The organism is Klebsiella sp. F11, from assembly GCF_056712265.1.
This window is the reverse complement of sequence record NZ_CM160060.1, coordinates 2,348,433-2,364,124: the sequence shown is the minus strand read 5'-3', so window position 1 is coordinate 2,364,124 and position 15,692 is coordinate 2,348,433. Positions and strand designations below refer to the sequence as shown.

Here is a 15,692-nt window from a genome sequence, read left to right as displayed (position 1 = left end):
TTAGTTCGCCGCAGCGGCGGACGGCTCAAGTTTTGGGCCCGCCAGAGCCAGGCGCGCGCCGGCCTCGGTATCGCTATATTGCCTGAAGTTATCGATAAACAGCTGGGCCAGGCTTTCGGCTTTATCCTGCCAGCCGTCGGCGGAGCTCCAGCCGCTGCGCGGATCGAGAATCGCGCTGTCAACGCCCGGGATGCTCTGCGGAATGGCCAGGCCAAACACCGGAATCGTCTCCGTACGCATAGGGCCCGTAGTATCGTTCAGGATTGCGCTGATAATGCTGCGGGTATCGCGCAGCGACAGACGCTTACCTTCCCCATTCCAGCCGGTATTGACCAGCCAGGCTTCCGCGCCGGCTTCCGCCATTTTGGCGGCCAGCACGCTGGCGTACTGCGTTGGGTGCAGCAGCAGGAACGCCGCGCCGTAGCAGGCGGAGAAAGTCGGCGTCGGCTGGGTGATGCCGCGCTCGGTCCCGGCCAGCTTCGAGGTGAAGCCCGACAGGAAATGGTACTGCATCTGTTCGGTCGTCAGACGCGACACCGGCGGCAGCACGCCGAAGGCGTCGGCGGCGAGGAAAATCACCCGCGCCGGATGGCCGGCGCGAGAGACCGGTTTGACGATATTTTCAATATGCGACAGCGGGTATGAAACGCGGGTATTTTCGGTCTTACTGCCGCCGGCATAGTCCACCGTGCCGTCAGCCCGGACCACCACGTTCTCCAGCAGCGCATTACGGCGAATCGCCTGATAAATTTCCGGCTCCGCCTGCGGATCGAGGTTAATGGTTTTGGCGTAGCAGCCGCCCTCAAAATTGAAGACGCCGTCGTCATCCCAGCCGTGTTCATCGTCGCCGATAAGCTGGCGCAGCGGATCGGTGGAAAGGGTCGTTTTGCCGGTACCGGAAAGACCGAAGAACAGGGCCACGTCGCCCTCTTCGCCGCGGTTGGCCGAGCAGTGCATCGAAGCAATGCCCTGCTGCGGCAGCAGATAGTTCATGACCGAGAAGAGCCCTTTTTTCATCTCTCCGCCGTACCAGGTCCCGCCAATAAGCTGAATTTTCTCACTCAGGTTAAAGGCGACAAAGTTTTCAGAGTTAAGGCCCTGCTCCTGCCACCGGTCGTTGGTGCAGCCCGCGCCGTTGAGGACCACGAACTCCGGCGTGAACTGCGCCAGCTCTTCAGCGTTGGGAACGATAAACATATTTTTGACGAAGTGGGCCTGCCACGCCACTTCGGTGACAAAGCGCACGCCGAGACGCGTATCGGGGCTTGCCCCGCACCAGGCATCAACGACGTACAGCTTTTTGCCGCTCAGCTGGCCGGCAACCCGCGCTTTAAGGCTGTCCCAAATCTGCGGCGTTAACGGTTTGTTGTCGTTGCGGCCAAGGCCGGCATCAGACCACCAGACGGTGTCGCGGGTCAGGTCATCCCTGACGATATATTTGTCGCGCGGCGAACGTCCGGTAAATATTCCGGTATCAACGGCCACCGCGCCGGATGCGGTCATTACGCCGCGCGCCGCACCGGTGAGCTCAGGGCTGGTTTCATGAGCAATCAGCAGGTCGTAATCGGGGTTATAAAATAACTCGCTGCTATCCTTAATACCAAGCTCCAGCAGAGCCTGTTTTACTAATTCGATATGTGGCATGGAACTCCTGACAAACGGCTGGCTAGGTAAGATGTATTCTTTATTTCAGCCCATTATTGCGCTCTTCTGTGAATTCCGGTCGAGAGGAAACCACAGTAAAACGAAATAACAGGATCAGCAGCCTGGAGCAGCGATTTTATAACGATGCTCGTAGGGTATCGCCCGTGCTTTTCCGGCATGCATATTTACGGCTAAGGAATACGCTCAATTTTCAGAAAAAATGTTAACACCTGTGGTTAGTTATGTTAATTGCATAGTTTCTATGCGTTATGCTAAAATTGCATAGCATTAAATAGAGCGCAAGGAACGGGTCGGTGCTGGCGAATCTTGAAGTGAAGTGGCTGTACGATGTCATTGCTCTGGAGGAGTCCAGAAGCTTTACCCTTGCGGCTAAAACCAGAAATATATCGCAATCCTCCTTCAGCCGCAGGATTCAGGCGCTTGAAGCCTCGCTGGGTTTCAGCATTTTCGATCGTGGGGTTAACCCGCTGCAGCTCACCACCCGCGGAAAAATTTTCGTCGGCTACGCGCGAAATATGCTGGATGATATGGACTTTCAGATTAGTCGCATTAAGGGGCTCAATAACACCACCCAGAAAATAAGAATCGATGCCGCTCCGTCGCTCTCGGTTTTAGTCCTTCCGGAATTAATCGCCGGCTACACCGATATAAAAAATAAAACCTTCCACGTTGAATCGATTAACGTCAACGAAGCCGTATTTAACCTTAAAGAGGGTAAGAGCGACTTTATTCTGTCGTTTTATAATGAAGAGTTAATGAACTATCCGTTTATTAACCACAAAATTTTTGACTCCTCGGTGCACCTGGTTTCGCCCTGCGATGAGAGCGGCAGACCGCTATTTCATCTGCACCGCGGCGTTTTGCCGCTGATGAGATACGCCAACGATAGCTATATGGGGCGCCAGGTCAATCAGGTCATTGACCGCACGCCGGGGATCACCTTCTCGCTGACCTTCGTCTCTTCGATGAGCGAGCTGCTTAAGCGCATGATCCTCAACGGCGACGGCGTGGGCTGGCTGCCGCAATACTCTATCCAGCGCGAGCTCGATGAGGGCCGTCTGGCGATTATGGACCCCGCGCTCTCGCTGCCGATCGGCGCCTATATGTATCGTTCCGGCTCGCGGCTTAACCAGTCGGCCGAGCGCTTCTGGCAGCATATTAAATCCCGGGATGCCCGGCAGTCCTGAGCGGTGCAATCGGCGTATTTGCGCTCATTGCCGGCTCAATAGCGTATTCGCCAGCCGGCTGAAAATCCGCTATCATCCGCTCCCCCGTTCTGCAGGCGAGCCGCCCGATGTCCACGATTGTTGATACCTTTATTGCCCCGCCGTGCCATGCGGAGATTGAGGTCCTCTATCAGGACGACCATCTGCTGCTGATCGCCAAACCCGCCGGCCTGCTCAGCCTCTCGGGGAAAAACCCGCGCAATCTCGACTCGGTGCACCATCGCTTAGTTCAGATCTTTCCCGGCTGTACCCTGGTTCATCGTCTCGATTTCGGGACTTCCGGTCTGATGGTGATTGCCCGCAACAAGGCCATCAACGCCGCCCTCTGCCGGCAGTTTAGCCAGCGTACGGTGAGTAAGGTATACGGCGCGCTGCTGTGCGGACACCTGGCCGATGACGAAGGGGTGATAGACGCACCCATCGCCAAAGACCCGGCGCTGTTTCCGCTGATGACTATTTGCGCGACCGGCGGCAAGCCGGCCCGCTCCCGCTTTCAAGTGCTTGAGCGCCTGCATCGCCCGGCTGAAGACGGGACGCTGCTGCCGCTGACCCGCGTACGGCTCACCCCGGAGACCGGACGCACCCATCAGCTGCGCATTCACTGCCAGTTTGCGGGGCACCCTATTTTAGGCTGCGATCTCTACGGCGGGCTGCTGCTACCGGGTACCGAAAGCACGCCGCGCCTGATGCTGCACGCCAGCGAGCTGCGCTTTACCCACCCGGTCAGCGGAGAGTTAATCAACGCCAGCAGCGCCAGCCCGTTCTGAAGCCTGCCACCGCCTATATCGATGAGGTCGCGAAGGCGCCGGGGGTGATACCAAAATGCAGGCGGAAGTATTTAATCAGGTGGCTTTGATCGTAAAACCCGACGTCCGTCGCCACCTGCGCGGCGCCGAAGCCTTTCGCCAGCAGCCCTTTGGCTCTGACCAGGCGCAGCTGCGTCAGGTACTGATGGACCGATAGCCCGGTCTGCGCCTGGAAGGTGCGCATAAAATGGAACTCGCTCAGCCCGGCAACCCCGGCAATCTCCTTGACCGCCAGCGGCTGCTGATAAGCACAGTGTAAAAACTCGATGGCGCGCCGAATGTCGGCGCGGATCGCGTCCCGTCGGCCGCCGCGGGCGCTGCGTCCGGCATAGCGCCCCACCAGCATATTCAGCACCTGGTACATCAGGCACTCTTTTTCCAGCGGGTCGCGGCTGGCGCCCAGCACCGCGGAAGCCTGCAGCATGCTGCGGGCCATCAGCGGGTCGTGCCGCATCCCCTCGCCGCCGAAATTCACCTCGCCGCTGCCGGTGAGTACCGTTGCGGCCACCTCGTCAATCAGCTGCGCCGAAGGATAAAAGGCGCAGTAATCCCAGCCTTCATCGCGCTGCACCGCTTCGCCGGTGTGCACTTCGCCAGGCATGATCACCATCACCGTCCCCGCCGCCGCAATACCGCGCTCCCGGCAGATGCGCGTGCGCTGGGCGCCGCGGGCGAAAGCGGCAATCACATATTCATTATGAAAGTGCGGCGGATAGCTATGCTCGTAGCAGGAGGCGCGAAGGATCTCCATCCCGCCGTGCAGCTCGCTATCCCGCCAGAGCCTGATATCATCCCGTATCTCTTTCGCCACCTCGGCACCCTTTTTATTGCGCAATATTGCTATTTCAGCCAATGAGCAGGATTTTACTATAGCGATCCTGACGATTTCTTAAGATTATCATTCAGTGACGGACAATTCGGGACTATTTGATGTTGATGAACAAGAAGACCTCGCCCAGGAATGAGGCCGCGACGGAGTTTCGCGCAGGGATTATCGCCTGCCTGCCCACCATCCCCGGCTACTGGAGCATCGGGTTTGCCGCCGGGGCGATCGGCACATTATCCGGGTTCACCACCGCGCAGACGGCTTTACTGGCCAGCGCGTTGTACGCGGGCTCCGCCCAGTTCCTGTTCTATTCGCTATGGGCCACCGGCGCCGAAGTCGCCTCGGTGGTGCTGAGCGTGCTGCTGGTGAACCTTCGCTACCTGCTGATGAGCTCCGCCATGAGCGTGTTCTTTCGGGAATACAGCAGCGGGCAAAAAATTATCAGCGGGCTGCTGCTGACCGACGAAACCTTCGGCGTCGCGGTCCAGCGCGGCAGCGCGCACAACAAAGTGCCCTACGCGTGGATGCTCGGGCTGAATGTCGCCGCGTGGCTGAACTGGATCCTCGCCTGCGTGGTCGGCGCAGGCTTAGCCTCCGCCCTTCCGCCGTCGCTGATGGAGGGGCTGAGCTTCAGCCTGGTGTCGATGTTTATCGGGCTGGTGCTGATGATCTGGTTCGCCAGCCGCCGCAAGGCGCTGGAAGCCTTCAGCATCGCCACGGCGGTAGTTATCACGCTACTCACCGCCGGCCGCGCAGATATGAGCGTGGTGGTCATCGTGGCGGCATCGGTCGCGGCAACGCTGGCGACGCTCGGGCTGCGTCTGACGTCCAAAGGAGAACAATAAGATGGAACGCAATATCCTCCTCGCCATTCTCGCCTCCGCGCTGGTCACCGCGCTGATGCGCACGGTGCCCGTTTTGCTGCTTTCGCGCTTTCGCCTGGCGCCGGTTATCCAGCAGTGGCTGAGCTTTATTCCGTCAGCCATTATGGCGGCGATTATTGCCGCCGAGCTGCTCGGCAAACCGGCGCTGAGCGCCTCGGGCATCAGCATTTCGCTGCTGGCCGCCGCCGCCGCGACGGTGGCCGGCATCTTCACCCGCAGCCTGTTTGCCACGGTGATTGCCGGCATGGTCGCGTTCTCCGCACTCGGCTACCTGCTGCTTTAATTCGCCAATGGGCCACGCCAGTCGTGGCCTTTTCATTATCAATTTTCCCCGGCGCGTTAAATTCAAATAGCAGCATTGCAAATGCAAATATCATATTTGCTCGTTAATCACCGCCTCTGTAGCTTGTAGTTAATTCATGCTTTCCATGAAATAAACTTCAGGGCGCGACGGCAGCAAATGATTAGACTCGAAAATATTTATAAGACCTACCCCGGCAGCGCGCATGCGGCAATTAGCAACCTAAACCTGACGATTAATAGCGGCGAGCTGTGTACCTTTGTTGGCCCCAGCGGCTGCGGCAAAACCACGATATTACGCATGATTAATCAGCTCGATAAGCCGGATGACGGCCACGTCTACGTGCAGGGGGTGAAAATAGCCGACAGCGATATTATCCAGGTGCGGCGCAAAATTGGTTTTGTGATGCAAAGCGCAGCGTTATTTCCGCACCGCACGGTGGCGCAAAATATCGCCACGGTGCCGCGCCTGCTCGGCTGGAATAAAACGCAGATCCGCGCGCGCATCGCCGAGCTGGTCGATTTAATGTCGCTGGACCGCCTGCTGCTTGAGCGCTATCCGCACCAGCTCTCCGGCGGCCAGCAGGGGCGCGTCGCCATCGCCCGGGCGCTGGCGGCCGACCCGCCGGTGCTGCTGATGGATGAACCCTTTGCCGCCATCGACCCGCTGGTGCGCGAGCGCCTGCAGGACGAGCTGCTGCTGCTCCAACAGCGCCTGCATAAAACGATCGTGCTGGTGACCCACGATATTAACGAGGCCATCCGCCTGGGCGACAGGATTGCCATTTTCGCGGAGGGCGGCGTGCTGGCGCAGTTTGCCTCCCCGGATCATATTTTATCGCACCCGGCCAGCGAGTTTGTCCGCCGCTTTATCGGTCCCGAGCCCAACCTTAAGCGCCTCGGCATGATTCAGGTCGGCCAGATCCCGCGCCATGACGTGGCGCTGGTCGATGAACACTATGCGCCTATCGCCAGCCGCCACCCAACGCTCAGCAGCCCGCTGCAGCTGATCCTCGATAGCCACCAGCGCCCGCTGCAGTGGTTCGATCCGCACAGGCGCATCTCGCTGCCCATCACCCAGCCGCTGGCGGCGCTGCACAGCCTGCGTTTTGCCTACAGCGCGCTGCTGGATGCGCCGGGCGGCGTGCTGGTACGCGTCGATGAGAGCGGTAAATATCAGGGCGCCATTTCGTACTCCCTGCTCCAGCGCGTGCTGGACGGTCTGGTGGAAATTCGTCGCTATGGTTGACTGGCAGTGGATCCTCGATAACCGAACGATGATTGGCGCGCTGCTGTGGCAGCATACCCAGCTGGTGGCTATTCCGCTGTTTTTTGGCACCCTGCTGACGGGATTACTGATTGGGCTGACCCTGCGCTGGCCGCGGGCCGCGCAGCCCCTGCTCTATCTCTGCGGGATCCTGTTTACGATCCCCTCACTGGCGCTGTTCATTTTACTGCTGCCGTTTACCGGCCTGTCGCTGACCACCTCGGTCATCGGCCTGACGCTCTACTCCCTGCTGATCCTGCTGCGCAATACCCTTGCCGGCATCGAGAAGCTGCCGGCGGCGGTGCTGGAGTCGGCCCGCGCGCTGGGCTACACCCGCGGCTATCGCTTTTTCGATATCGAGCTGCACCTGCTGGCGCCGTCGCTTTTTGCCGGCCTGCGCATCGCCTCCGTCACCGTGGTGGGGCTGGTGACGGTGACCGCGCTTATTGGCCAGGGCGGGCTGGGACAGCTGCTGCTGGCGGGGTTTAACCAGGATTTTATTACTCCTGTTATTGTCAGCCTGGCGTTGAGCCTCGCGCTGTCGCTGTTATTTGACTCGCTGATAGCCCGCGTTGGCTATTGGCTTACGCCCTGGACACGCTGATGGATATCATACAGGCCACGCTGCGCTGGTTTTTGCAGCCCGAACACTGGCTCGCCGACGACGGTATTCTGGTACGCCTGCGGGAGCATATTTACTATGTGACGCTGAGCATGCTGATCGCCTCCGCCATTGCCCTGCCCACCGGCATCGCTCTTGGCTACTGGCGTAAAGGCGCCTTTGTCATTATTAACTTATTTAATATCGGCAGGGCCATTCCGGCGCTGGGATTAATTCTGTTGAGCATTCTTCTATTCGGCTTTAACGATATTCCGCTCTTCGCCGCGCTGGTCGCCATGTCCATTCCGCCGATTCTGACCAACGCCTGGGTCGGGATCTATCACGCCGACCGCCAGCTTTGCGATGCGGCGAAGGCGCTGGGCATGACGCCGCTGCAAAGCCTCTGGCAGCTGCGGATCCCGCTGGCCGCGCCGCTTATTTTTGCCGGGATGCGCACCGCGCTGGTACAGCTGATCGCCACCGCCGTCGTCGCGGCCTATGCGGGGCTGGGCGGCCTCGGGCGGTTTCTGATTGACGGCCTCGGCCAGCGCGATATTCCACAGGTCATCGCCGGTGCGCTGGTGGTCTCCCTGCTGGCCATCGGCAGCGAGCTGCTCTTTTCACTGATTGACCGGCGCTTCACCCATACCATCGGCACTCCGGAGCATTAATTTTTTATCACCCTTCGCCGCGCCCCGAATATTCCACCCGGGGGCGGCGTAACCGTGGCTGACTTAACCCATCACGGATATTTATATACTTAGCGAGGCACTATGCAGAATAAATTAGCTGTTCCTTTTCACCATCGCCGTTTTCGCCTGTCACTATTCGCCGTCGGATTACTGAGTTTAAGCTTTAGCTCATTAGCGGAAAAGGTCACGATCGGCGGCGCTAATTTCACCGAGAGCTCGATTCTCGCCAATATTTACGCCAGCGCGCTGAAGAAAAATAATATTGAGGTCAGCACCCGACTTAATCTCGGCAACCGCGAAATTATTATTCCGGCATTAAAGAGCGGCGAAATTGATATTGTCCCGGAGTATCTTGGCGCCCTGCTTAACTATTACGACGGTAAAACCCTGGCCACCGCCCAGAGCGATGTCAGCGCCGAGCTGGCTAAAGTTCTGCCCGCCGACTTCACGCTGCTGACGCCTTCGCCGGCCACCTCGATTACCGCGTGGGCGGTTCGCGCCGACACGGCGAAAAAATATGGTCTGAGCAAGCTCTCCGACCTGCAGCCCGTTGCGCATCAGTTGACGATCGGCGGGCCGCCGGAGCTGGCGGTGCGCGCCCTCGGCCTGCCGGGGCTGAAGCGCGTCTACGGTCTCGAATTTAAGGCGGTCAAATCCCTGGATATGGGCGGGCCGCTGACTCGCCTGGCGCTCAACTCCGGCAAAATCGACGTCGCGACGGTTATCTCCACCCAGGGCAACCTGGCGAAAGAGGACTGGGTGGTGCTGGACGACGATAAGCACGAGCAGCCGAGCCAGAACGTGGTGCCGCTGGTGCGCAAAGCCAGCCTGACGCCGACGGTGAGTAAGGTGCTGAACGACGTCTCCGGCAAGCTGAATAACGCCACCCTGATTGAGCTCAATCAGCAGGTCGATCTGCAGCATAAAGATCCGGCAGCCGTTGCCGAACAGTGGGTCAATAGCCATCTGACAGCCCGCTAACCTCTCTCATGCCAGGGATCGGCAATAACCGGAAACGAGCCGCACCATGTCTGAAAATCATATGATTCTGAACCTGTTTTTCTTTAATCCGCAGGGGGATTACCGCTTCTCGTGGCGCCATCCGCAGGCGCCGGGCAAGGAAATTTTTACCCTCGGCTACTACGCGGATCTGGCGAAGAAGGCCGAGGCCGCCACCCTCGACGCCATCTTCATCGCCGACCATATCTCGATCTGGGATACGGTACCCAGCGGCTTAACCCACTACGCCAACGCGCGGCTGGAGCCCATCACCCTGCTCGCCGCCCTCGCCGCCGTGACCGAGCATATCGGCCTGATGGGCACCGCCTCCACCTCCTACAACGAGCCCTACAACCTCGCCCGCTATTTCGCCTCGCTGGACTTCCTCAGCGGCGGCCGGGCGAGCTGGAACGTGGTCACCTCGTGGCTGGAAGAGGAAGCGGCCAACTTCGGCCTCGACCAGCTGCCGCAGCACGGCAACCGCTACCAGCGCGCCGGGGAGTTTATCGATGTCGTCACCCGGCTTTGGGACTCCTGGGAGGACGATGCCGTGCTGTATGACAAAGCGAGCGGCCTGTTTGCCGACGCGCCGAAGGTGCACCATCTCAACCATCGCGGCGAGTTCTTCAACGTCCGCGGGCCGCTCAACGTCCCGCGCCCGCCGCAGGGCCATCCGGTGCTGGTCCAGGCGGGCTCCTCCGAGGCGGGGAAAAACCTCGCCGCGGCGTGGTCGGATATGCACTTCGTGTTTATTCAATCCATTACCGAGGGCCTGGCCTATCGTCAGGAGATGAACCAGCGGCTGCGGGACTACGGTCGCGACCCGGCGCACTTTAAAATCATCGCCGGCGTCCTGCCCGTAGTGGTCAATTCCGATGCCGAGAAGGAGGAGCGCCAGCGGCTTAACGAGCGCTTGATGAGCGACCAGATGGCGATAGATCTGCTCTCATCCTATCTGCGTATGGATTTAAGCGCCCATTCGCCGAACCAGCCCCTGCCGCCGCTGCCGGACGAGGAGACGTTTGACGGCATCCGCACCGCGCTGCGGCTTATCCGCCACTACGATCCCAGCCTGACCGTTCTGCAGCTGGGTCGCCTGCTGCTGCAAAGCTCCGACAGCTGGCTGCTGATCGGCAGCGCGGAGGAGGTCGCCGAAGCGCTGACCGCCACCTGGCGCGCCGGGGCGGCGGACGGCTTTAACCTGATGTTTCCGCTGCTGCCGGGAGACTTCGATCGCTTCGTCGAACAGGTAGTGCCGATTCTGCAGCGTAACGGCGCGATGCGCACCAGCTACCCGCCGGGCACGCTGCGGGAAAAACTCGGGCTACCGGCGGCGAAAAACCGCTTTGCCGGCTGCTGACCCGCGCCGGCCCACGCCGAAGGAGGCCCGGCCTCCTTCACAAACCTACAGCCGGGTCACGCCGCTGGCCGCCGCCTCGTCGCGCCACGCCAGCAGCTGCGCGTAAGGCTGGCGCGTTACGGCGCTAAAATCGTCGATCAGCAGCGCCCGGCAAATGTCCCGGTACTGCGCCCCGGTCACCAGCTGATGCAGCGCCTCGCGCAAGAGCGCAATCGTCGCCGGGGGCGTATCCTTGCTGCTAATCAGCGGCAGCCCCGGCGCCAGCGGGCTGCGTCCGATAACGCTCAGCCCGGCAAGCAGCGCCGGTTCGTGGCGCTGCAGCAGCGCCCAGCTGACGCAGTCAATCGCCGCGATATCGGCGGTTCCCTGCCGTAATTCAATCAGCGACTGGCGGTGGCTGCCGCTCCAGCGCACGGCGGAAAAAAACCGCCCGCTTTCGGCCAGCGGCGCCACCATTTTTCGCAGCGCGTTGTAGCCGGACTGGGAGTCTGGCGAATTACACACCGCCCGCCGCTGGCGAAAATCCGCCAGCGTCAGATGCCGGTTAGCCTCCTGGCTCACCAGCAGGCTGCGGTAGTTCGCTCCTTCACAGCCCGGCGCCGCGTAGTGAAAGCAGCCGACGATCTGCACCTCCGGGAGCCGGGTGACCAGCGGATAGCCGCAGGTCTGGCTCAGCAGCAGCTGCGGATCGCGCCAGTGGCTCAGCAGCTCCTCCCGGGGCCAGCGGGTCGGCAGGTCGTCCACCGCCACCCCGCAAGCCGCGAGGATCTCGCGCAGCGCCAGCCACAGCGCCCGCGTCTCTTCGTGATTAACCGCATACATGGGAAAATCGACAACGTTACTCATGGTTCTCCTCCGCGCCGCCCCGCTGTTTCACGCCGGGATGGGCGTTGACCTCTACCGCACGAAACAGAAATCGCCGCAGCCATTCGCCATAGCCGCGCACCAGGAATCCGTGGTTGCGCTGGCGGTAGCCCTCCTTCTCCAGCAGATAGAGTTTGCGCAGCCCGTACCAGGGGACTCCCGGCAGATCGTGATGGACTGAATGATAGTTCAGATTAAGAAACAGCACCCGCCACGGCAGACCCGCTTCATTAATCACCGAGCGCGCCAGCGGATCGTCGGCGGCCCGATGCTCCAGGAAAGAGCGGACCTTGGTGAGCGCCAGCGCCGGATAGCTGACGACGGCGACAAAATAGAGCGGCGAAAAATCGACGCGCGCCATCAGCGCAAACAGGCCCGCCAGCAGCAGGCCGTGGGTCGTCCACATCGCCATCGCCGCCTTCTGCCGCCGGCGAAAGGCGCGCCACGCGCTGAGGAGCGTTTGCCCAATGTCCAGCAGCGGCGCCAGCAGCAGGCGCCCGATAAAGGTGTTGCGCAGATGAATCACCCGACGCTGCCAGGGCGCGAAGCGCCGCCAGCTCTCGGCGGTAAAATAGTAGGATTCGGGATCGTCGACCGGGATCGTGAGATGGTGATTATCGTGATGCGCGAGATGCGAATCCCGATACAGGCCGTAGGGATACCACACCGCCAGCGGCAGGATGCCCAGCAGCTGGTTCAGTCGCGGCCAGCGCGTCGGATGGCCGTGTATCAGCTCATGCTGCAGGGACATATACCAGGCGCTAAACCAGATCAGCAGCAGCGTCGCCGGGAGCAGCCCCAGGGTTTGCCAGTACGCGAGGGAGGCAAACCAGCCGCCATAGATAGCGACAATCAGTAGCCAGGTCGGCAGTTCGCTGCGCCACAGGCGGCTGCGGGAAAGCTGGTGGATCAGGTCGCGCTGCTGCGGGTGCAAATAGACAGACTTTTTTTTGGCCATTACTGCAAATACCGTTTCCGCGTTATCTTTTATCCCTCGAAGATGTGAGATAACGCGGAAAATAACAAAGTATTTAAATGGCTTAGCTTTGCCAGAAACGTGAGTTAAGCCGGCTGCGCGCGGTGAGCGCTCCCCGGACGATTTACTTCAGCGACGCCGCCGGCTTCATCGGCGCCACCACCACGTTCACCCCCAGCTCGCGCATCCGGTTGAGCGCCGGAAGGGGGATGCCCTGATTGACAATTACCACGTCAAACTCGCTCAGATCGGCAAACCGGTGCAGCGCCCGGCGTTCGAATTTGGTGTGATCCATCAGCAAAATACGCTGCTGCGCCGATTCGAACATCGCGCGCTTGGTTTCGACCATTTCGGCAGATTGATGAAAGACGGCATCGTCCACGATCGCCGACATGCTGAGGAAAAACATATCCGCGCGCAGCCCGGCGATCTCGCTGCGCGTCATATGCCCCATAAAGGCGTTGCACCAGTTGTGCAGCTGTCCGCCAAGGCCGAGCAGGGTGATATCCGGCAGGCCTTTGAGTTCGCCCATCAGCGTCAGCGAGTTGGTGATGATGGTCTGCGGCGCCCTGGCGGGCAGCAGCCGCGCCATCTGAAAGACGGTGGTCGAGTCGTCGAGAAAAGTGGACTGCCCCGGCTCCAGGTAGCTGACCGCCACCTCGGCGATGGCCTGCTTCTCTTCCAGCTGGCGGGTTGAGCGGTAGATATCGCTGGACTCCACCAGGCTGGTAGGCGTCGCCGACACCACTCCCCGGGATTTGTGCAGCAGCCCGCGCTCGACCAGCTCGTCGATATCGCGATGGGCGGTCATCAGGCTAATACCAAAGCGCTCGGTGATATCCTCGATGCGAATCGCCCCTTCGACCATGACGGCTTCGACAATCAGCTGACGGCGCGCGCGCTGGCGGGCCTGGCGGCTGTCGCCTGGCAGCCCTTCCGCCAGGAAAGCGTTGAGTGAATGATCCTGCGTAAATTGCGTCATAGTTCGTCCATAAAAAGATCGGTAGAGGGCCTGAACAGCGTCAATTACAGCGCTATAGCCGCCATACTTCAAGCGGCTTTCGCGCAAAGGGGCGGCGGGCGCCCCGATGCGGAGACTGCGCGGTTATTCGGAGAGGATAAACGGCGAGGTCATCTTCGCGGCGTTATCTTTGGTTATCAGGACGCAGTCAAAAAGCTGCTTCTCCGCCGCGGCGCCGGTTTTGCCCGTTTTCAGGAACGTATCGGCCTGCTCCACCGCTTTGGCGGCAAAGGTCGCCACCGGCTGCATTACGGTATAGGCAAGGCTCCCCTCCTTCACCGCATCCACCGCGTCCGGCGAGCCATCAAAGCCGCCGACCGTCACCTGCTTGAGCTTTCCGGCCTCCTTCAGCGCGGCGATCGCGCCGAGCGCCATCTCATCGTTACCGCTGATGACGCCCTTAACGTTCGGATTGGCCTGCAGCAGGGACTGCATCTTGTTAAAGCCCTGGGTGCGATCCCAGTTCGCCACCTCCGAGCCGACCTTCTTGAGGTCCGGATACTGGCCGAGCACGGTTTCGAAGCCGTTGGCGCGGGTGGCGGCGTTGTTGTCGGACGGCGGCCCCTTCAGCTCGACGTAGTCGCCGCTGTCACCGACCTGCTGCACCCACTGCTGGGCTCCCAGCGCGGCGCCCTGGGCGTTATTGGAAACCAGCTGCGCTTTTGCCAGCCCGCTTTGATTCAGCTCGGCGTTGATAATAAACACCGGGATGTGGGCGGCAATGGCTTTTTTCACCGAACCGATAGAGCCATCGGCGTTCGCCGGGTCGAGGATAATCGCTTTTGATTTATTGGTGATCGCCGTATCAATCAGCTGGCTTTCGGTATTGGTATCGCCTTTATGAGCGCTGACTTTCGCGGTGTAGCCAAGCTTCTCCGCGGTTTTCTGCGCCACCTGGCCCTCCGCCAGCCAGTAGGGATTGGACGGGTCGTTAACGATAATCGTCATCAGCCCGTCGGCCCAGGTTGGCGCAGAGAAGGCGGTTAGCGCCGCGGCGGCGGCAACGAGGATAAAACGCTTGCTGTTATCAAATATCATAGCGGTAGTGCTCCGTTATTTTTTAGGGTAGAGGTACGGATTAACGTCAGAGCGGATACGACCCGGCCTCCGCTACGGACAGGGTTACGGTTACCGGCCGCGGCGGCCGTATTGCAGAGTATTCAGCAGCACCGCCAGCACGATCACCGCGCCGGTAAACACCGTCTGCCAGTAGGCGGAGACGCCGATAATCACCAGGCCATCGGAGAGGAAACCGATAACAAAAGCCCCCAGCAGGGTGCCGCGCACGTTGCCGCGCCCGCCGGTCAGCGCCGCGCCGCCGATCACCACCGCGGCGATCGCCGTCAGCTCGTAGGTGGTGCCGGCCGTTGGCCCGGCGGAGGTCAGCTGCGAAGAGAGCACCAGCCCGGCCATCGCCGCGCAGATCCCCGACAGCACGTAGACGCTGATTTTGACGCGCTTAACCGGCACGCCGGATAGCTCCGCCGCCCGCTCGTTGCCGCCGGAGGCGTACAGCCAGCGGCCAAACGCGGTACGGCTCAGCAGGAAGCCGCAGGCCAGCGCCGCCGCCCCCAGCACCAGCACGCCGACGGGAATGTTAAAAATACGGTTGAACCCCAGCCAGTCGAAGCCGGTATTCCCCAGCTCCGTCGCGCCGGAGAGCTTGTTGTAGGTCAGGCCGTTGGTCATCAGCAGCGCCACGCCGCGAGCCACGTACAGCGAGCCAAGGGTGGCGACGAACGCCGGCACCCGGCACCAGGCGATCAGCACCCCGTTGATCAGCCCCACCAGCGCCCCGACGGCGAGGGTCAGAAGAGCCACCGCCCACACCGGCAGATAGAGCACCACGCCGGCCGCATCGAGATGGATGCCCTGCATCATATAGCCGGCGCAGACCCCCGCGAGGCCCAGCGTGGAGCCCACGGACAAATCAATGCCGCCGTTGAGAATAACCAGCAGCATGCCAATCGCCGGCAGGCCGAAAATGGCGACGTGCGAGGCCATGGTGAGAAAGTTGGCGCCGCTTAAATAGTTCGGCGACAGGAACGAGAACACGGCAATAATCAGCAGCAGGGCGAAAAAGGCGCGCCCCTCCAGCAGGATACGGGCCACGCTCGTCCCTTTATTGGCCCGGCCGGCGCGCGCCGGCTGCGTAACGGGGCTTAACGACTGAGTTCTGTCGGTCATGGTTTCTACTCCAGGTTT

At 60.7% G+C, this 15,692-nt stretch carries 16 protein-coding genes; 9 read left to right on the top strand and 7 right to left on the bottom strand.

From position 1 onward, the window contains the following. Nucleotides 1–1,644 carry a phosphoenolpyruvate carboxykinase (ATP) gene (gene pckA / locus AC1M2H_RS11690; protein ID WP_480151473.1) on the bottom strand — a complete coding sequence of 548 codons (1,644 nt, stop codon included), beginning with the start codon at nt 1,642–1,644 and terminating at the stop codon, nt 1–3. Between the two features lie 314 nt (nt 1,645–1,958). On the opposite strand from pckA, the gene AC1M2H_RS11685 reads away from it, so the two are divergent. Continuing rightward, nucleotides 1,959–2,852: a LysR substrate-binding domain-containing protein gene (locus AC1M2H_RS11685; RefSeq protein WP_480151472.1), complete on the top strand. Its 894-nt coding sequence runs from the start codon at nt 1,959–1,961 to the stop codon at nt 2,850–2,852. A gap of 107 nt (nt 2,853–2,959) precedes the next feature. Beyond that, nucleotides 2,960–3,658: an RluA family pseudouridine synthase gene (locus AC1M2H_RS11680; protein WP_480151471.1), complete on the top strand. Its 699-nt coding sequence runs from the start codon at nt 2,960–2,962 to the stop codon at nt 3,656–3,658. 13 nt (nt 3,659–3,671) lie between these two features. Here the strand turns inward: AC1M2H_RS11680 and AC1M2H_RS11675 are convergent, their stop codons facing one another. Further along, nucleotides 3,672–4,496: a helix-turn-helix transcriptional regulator gene (locus AC1M2H_RS11675; protein ID WP_480151915.1), complete on the bottom strand. Its 825-nt coding sequence runs from the start codon at nt 4,494–4,496 to the stop codon at nt 3,672–3,674. Nucleotides 4,497–4,627: 131 nt separating this feature from the next. Here AC1M2H_RS11675 and AC1M2H_RS11670 point away from each other — a divergent pair, with 131 nt between their 5' ends. The 7 genes from AC1M2H_RS11670 to AC1M2H_RS11640 all read left to right on the top strand — a co-directional run bounded on the left by AC1M2H_RS11670 (nt 4,628) and on the right by AC1M2H_RS11640 (nt 10,626). Further along, complete coding sequence (locus AC1M2H_RS11670) at nt 4,628–5,368, top strand: AzlC family ABC transporter permease (RefSeq protein WP_480151470.1); 741 nt, start codon at nt 4,628–4,630, stop codon at nt 5,366–5,368. A gap of 1 nt (nt 5,369) precedes the next feature. Beyond that, nucleotides 5,370–5,690, top strand: coding sequence for an AzlD domain-containing protein (locus AC1M2H_RS11665; protein ID WP_480151469.1), 321 nt, complete (start codon nt 5,370–5,372; stop codon nt 5,688–5,690). Between the two features lie 177 nt (nt 5,691–5,867). Next, nucleotides 5,868–6,956: an ABC transporter ATP-binding protein gene (locus tag AC1M2H_RS11660; RefSeq protein ID WP_480151468.1), complete on the top strand. Its 1,089-nt coding sequence runs from the start codon at nt 5,868–5,870 to the stop codon at nt 6,954–6,956. After that, entirely contained in the window at nt 6,949–7,578 is a 630-nt protein-coding gene (locus AC1M2H_RS11655) for an ABC transporter permease (protein WP_480151467.1), read from the top strand. The genes AC1M2H_RS11660 and AC1M2H_RS11655 overlap by 8 nt, the downstream gene beginning before the upstream one ends. Further along, nucleotides 7,578–8,246: an ABC transporter permease gene (locus tag AC1M2H_RS11650; protein ID WP_480151466.1), complete on the top strand. Its 669-nt coding sequence runs from the start codon at nt 7,578–7,580 to the stop codon at nt 8,244–8,246. Before AC1M2H_RS11655 ends, AC1M2H_RS11650 begins: the two co-directional genes overlap by 1 nt. 102 nt (nt 8,247–8,348) lie before the next feature. Continuing rightward, nucleotides 8,349–9,248 (top strand): ABC transporter substrate-binding protein, encoded by a 900-nt coding sequence (locus AC1M2H_RS11645; RefSeq protein WP_480151465.1) that lies wholly within the window; start codon nt 8,349–8,351, stop codon nt 9,246–9,248. A gap of 46 nt (nt 9,249–9,294) precedes the next feature. Next, a complete protein-coding gene (locus AC1M2H_RS11640) occupies nt 9,295–10,626 on the top strand; it encodes an LLM class flavin-dependent oxidoreductase (RefSeq protein ID WP_480151464.1) in 1,332 nt (443 codons plus the stop codon). 45 nt (nt 10,627–10,671) lie between these two features. Here the strand turns inward: AC1M2H_RS11640 and AC1M2H_RS11635 are convergent, their stop codons facing one another. The 5 genes from AC1M2H_RS11635 to AC1M2H_RS11615 all read right to left on the bottom strand — a co-directional run bounded on the left by AC1M2H_RS11635 (nt 10,672) and on the right by AC1M2H_RS11615 (nt 15,674). Then, a complete protein-coding gene (locus tag AC1M2H_RS11635) occupies nt 10,672–11,472 on the bottom strand; it encodes a phosphate/phosphite/phosphonate ABC transporter substrate-binding protein (protein WP_480151463.1) in 801 nt (266 codons plus the stop codon). Then, complete coding sequence (locus tag AC1M2H_RS11630; RefSeq protein ID WP_480151462.1) at nt 11,465–12,448, bottom strand: fatty acid desaturase; 984 nt, start codon at nt 12,446–12,448, stop codon at nt 11,465–11,467. The genes AC1M2H_RS11635 and AC1M2H_RS11630 overlap by 8 nt, the downstream gene beginning before the upstream one ends. A 142-nt stretch (nt 12,449–12,590) precedes the next feature. Then, entirely contained in the window at nt 12,591–13,448 is an 858-nt protein-coding gene (locus AC1M2H_RS11625; RefSeq protein ID WP_045859055.1) for a DeoR/GlpR family DNA-binding transcription regulator, read from the bottom strand. 123 nt (nt 13,449–13,571) lie between these two features. Continuing rightward, nucleotides 13,572–14,525, bottom strand: coding sequence for a substrate-binding domain-containing protein (locus AC1M2H_RS11620; RefSeq protein ID WP_480151461.1), 954 nt, complete (start codon nt 14,523–14,525; stop codon nt 13,572–13,574). A gap of 90 nt (nt 14,526–14,615) precedes the next feature. Beyond that, nucleotides 14,616–15,674: an ABC transporter permease gene (locus tag AC1M2H_RS11615; protein WP_480151460.1), complete on the bottom strand. Its 1,059-nt coding sequence runs from the start codon at nt 15,672–15,674 to the stop codon at nt 14,616–14,618. Between the last annotated feature and the right edge of the window lie 18 nt (nt 15,675–15,692).